We start from the raw sequence: 3,146 nt of genomic DNA on the forward strand, positions 1-3,146 counted from the left end.
AGACCCCATCGAGTTCGTGCACCAGAGCCAGGGGTGCCTGGTCAACCACCGGGAGGTCGGAACGCACACCAAGTCGTTCTCCGCGGCGCTCCGTGGGGCGCTCCGCGAGGACCCGGACATCATCCTGGTCGGCGAGATGCGAGACCTGGAGACGATCCGGCTCGCGGTGGAAGCAGCCGCGACCGGCCACCTGGTCTTCGGGACCCTGCACACGACGAACGCGCCGAAGACGGTGGACCGCGTCATCGAGGTGTTCCCGGCCGAGGAACAGGGGCAGATCCGCAACACGCTGTCCACGAGCCTGAAGCTCGTGGAGGCCCAGAACCTCTTCAAGCGGGTCGACAAGCCGGGCCGCTGCGCCGTTCTGGAGATCATGGTCTGCAACGCCGCCATCGGGAACCTGATCCGGGAGTCGAAGACCCATCAGATCCCTTCAATTATGCAGACGGGCAAAAAGTTGGGCATGCAGATGCTGGACGACGCCATCCTGGACGTGCTGCAAAAGAAGTGGATCAGCCCCGAGGACGCGTACGACAAGGCGATCGACAAGAGCAAGTTTCTCCAGTTCCTCAAAACGCCGCCCGACGAGCTGAACCAGTAGGCGAGGCTGTCGAACCCGCACGAGGGAGGATACCGGCCATGAGAAAACTCGAGATCGACGAGCTGTTGACAGCGATGCTGGACTCCCACGACAATGTCTCCGACCTGAACATCTCAGTGGCTCGCCCGCTCCAGGTCGAGTCCTCGGGACAGCTCACCCCCGTCCCGGTGAACCCCGCGATCGAGGACCTCACGCCGTTCCAGACCGAGATCTTCGCGCTCAACCTGATCAACGGCGACCGGCGCCTCAGCCAGATGCTGGTCAAGGAAGGCTCCTGTGACCTCTCCTACTCGCTCCCCGGGAAGGCCCGGTTCCGCGTCAACGTCTTCTCTCAGCGCGGGAGCTATTCCATCGTGCTCCGGAAGCTCGAGACGAAGATCCCGACGCTGGAGGACCTCAAGCTCCCCGAGGCCTTCAAGAAAATGACCGGCGAAAAGAACGGCCTGATCCTGGTGACCGGGGCAACGGGAAGCGGGAAATCGACGTCCCTTGCCGGCTTGCTCAACGAGTTCAACGAGACCCGAGCGATCCACATCGTCACGCTGGAGGACCCGGTCGAGTTCGTCCATCCCAACAAGAAGGCGACCTTCAACCAGCGGGAGCTGGGGGGAGACTTCGACGCGTTCGCCAACGGCCTCCGCGCGGCCCTCCGGCAGGCCCCGAAGATCATCCTGGTCGGCGAGATGCGCGACCGCGAGACCGTGGAACTCGGTCTCAAGGCCTCCGAGACTGGCCACCTCGTCCTGAGCACGCTCCACACCGTGGACGCCGGCCAGACGATCAACCGCATCGTCGGCATGTTCGACCAGGAGGAGGAGAAGCAGATCCGGCAGCGGTTGGCGGACACGATCCGCTGGGTCGTCGGCCAGCGGCTGCTCCCGAAGGTCGGCGGCGGGCGGGTGGCGGTCCACGACATCCTGGGCAACAACATCCGGACGCGGGAATCCATCCTGATGGGCGAATCGGAAGGGAAAACCTTCTACGAGATCCAGGAGGCCAGCGAGCCCTTCGGGATGCAGACCTTCGACCAGGCCATCATCCGCGCCTTCGAGGCCGGCCTCATCACCGAGGAGACGGCCGTGGCCTACGCGACACGCAAGGCCGTCGTGCAGCGGGGGATCGACAAGGTCCACCAGAAGCGCGGCGAGAAGACGACGGACATCGAAGGCTTGAAGTTGGACTGGGACTACGATAAGTCCATCAAGAAGAAGTGAGCGGGACGATGGCGGGCCCGGAAGCGGCGGAGCACGAGGCGTTCGAGGAGAATCAGCGGCTCGCCCTCGTCTGCCACGACGCTGCCGAGGCCCAGGGCGCGATCAAAGGGGCCCTCCAGGAGCTGGGGTTCAAGGTTCACATTGCCGGGAGCCCGTCCGACGCCATCGAGCGGATGCGCAAGATCGCGTACGAGGTTGTCGTGCTGGACGAGGAGTTCCAGGGCGCCACGCCCCACGACAACCCGGTCCTCCAGGCGATCCGGTCGATGCCCATGGCGAGCCGGCGGTACATCTTCGTCGGGCTCCTGGGGAAACAGTTCAAGACGCTGGACAACATGATGGCGTTCGCCAAGAGCGTCAACGTCGTCGTCAATTCGAACGACCTCCCGCAGATCAAAGGCGTCCTGCGGCAAGGCATGAGCGACAACGAGGTGTTCTACAGGGACCTCCACGAGATCCTGCGGGAAGTCGGCAAGCGATAGCCTCAGAACCCCAACCTGCGGGCGCTGCTTCCGGCGCGGACGGCCACCGGGCAGCGCTCGTGCTGTCTCTGCCCGCCGTCAGCGCCGCCTTTTTATTGCTGCGCCGATGAGAGAAGTGTTACGGTTCAACCATGAGGATCGGGTGCCTCGGCTGTCTCCTCCTCGCGGTGATCCTGGTGGGACTCGGCATCATGGTGGGTGGAGCCCTGGTCTTCTCCTCGTCGATCTTCTACCTTCCCGAAGCGCCCCCGAGCCCCGAATGGACGAGCGCCGACGGCCTGCGGGCTCAACAAAAGATCCTCGAAGTCGTGCGCCGCGACACGCTGAAGTCTTCCCGCACCGACCGCATCGTGTTCACCGAACAGGAGATCAACGCGTTTCTCGCCCGTCACCTCGAGGAGAACGCCCGGATGCCCTTTTCGCCGCTCGTGGTGAAGTTGAACCCGGGGCTCGTCGTGATCCAGGGAAGCACCCCCTTCAAGACCCTCCTGAGGGGAGTCCCCTTCAACTACCTGGCCGACGCGCTGCCGGCCTCTCGGACCGAGCGCCCCGTCTGGATCGTGATTCAGGGCCGCGTGCGGCTCGAGCACGGGCGCGTGCGCAAGGAGCGGGAGTTCCTCCGCCTCGAGCCCACGGGGTTTCGCATCGGCACCCTGGAGGCTGGCACGTGGTTCCTGTCCTGGATGCTGGGGCCGAGACTCATGCGCTGGCCCGTGCCCAAGGTGATCGAAGAGGTAGTGGTCGAAGAAGGCCGCGTGACCGTGACGACCCAGGCAAGCTAGGACAATCGGAGGGGGCCCGGGTACCCACGCCGGAGGCGTGGGTGTCCCCCTCCGAGGCCTCCCCCAG

The 3,146-nt window shown here is 64.7% G+C and carries 4 protein-coding genes; all 4 read left to right on the plus strand.

What is annotated here, in order from left to right:
• On the plus strand, positions 1–601 hold a 601-nt coding region (gene tadA, locus HY726_18755), incomplete at its 5' end, for a Flp pilus assembly complex ATPase component TadA (protein ID MBI4611037.1).
• A gap of 38 nt (positions 602–639) precedes the next feature.
• The gene (locus HY726_18760) at positions 640–1,815 is read left to right on the plus strand and encodes a PilT/PilU family type 4a pilus ATPase (GenBank protein ID MBI4611038.1); all 1,176 of its coding nucleotides are present in this window, start codon (positions 640–642) and stop codon (positions 1,813–1,815) included.
• Positions 1,816–1,823: 8 nt separating this feature from the next.
• Positions 1,824–2,297: a response regulator gene (locus HY726_18765; protein ID MBI4611039.1), complete on the plus strand. Its 474-nt coding sequence runs from the start codon at positions 1,824–1,826 to the stop codon at positions 2,295–2,297.
• Between the two features lie 131 nt (positions 2,298–2,428).
• Entirely contained in the window at positions 2,429–3,079 is a 651-nt protein-coding gene (locus tag HY726_18770) for a hypothetical protein (GenBank protein ID MBI4611040.1), read from the plus strand.
• Positions 3,080–3,146 lie beyond the last annotated feature (67 nt).

The organism is Candidatus Rokuibacteriota bacterium (genome assembly GCA_016209385.1).
In the GTDB taxonomy this organism is placed as follows: Bacteria; Methylomirabilota; Methylomirabilia; order Rokubacteriales; family CSP1-6; genus JACQWB01.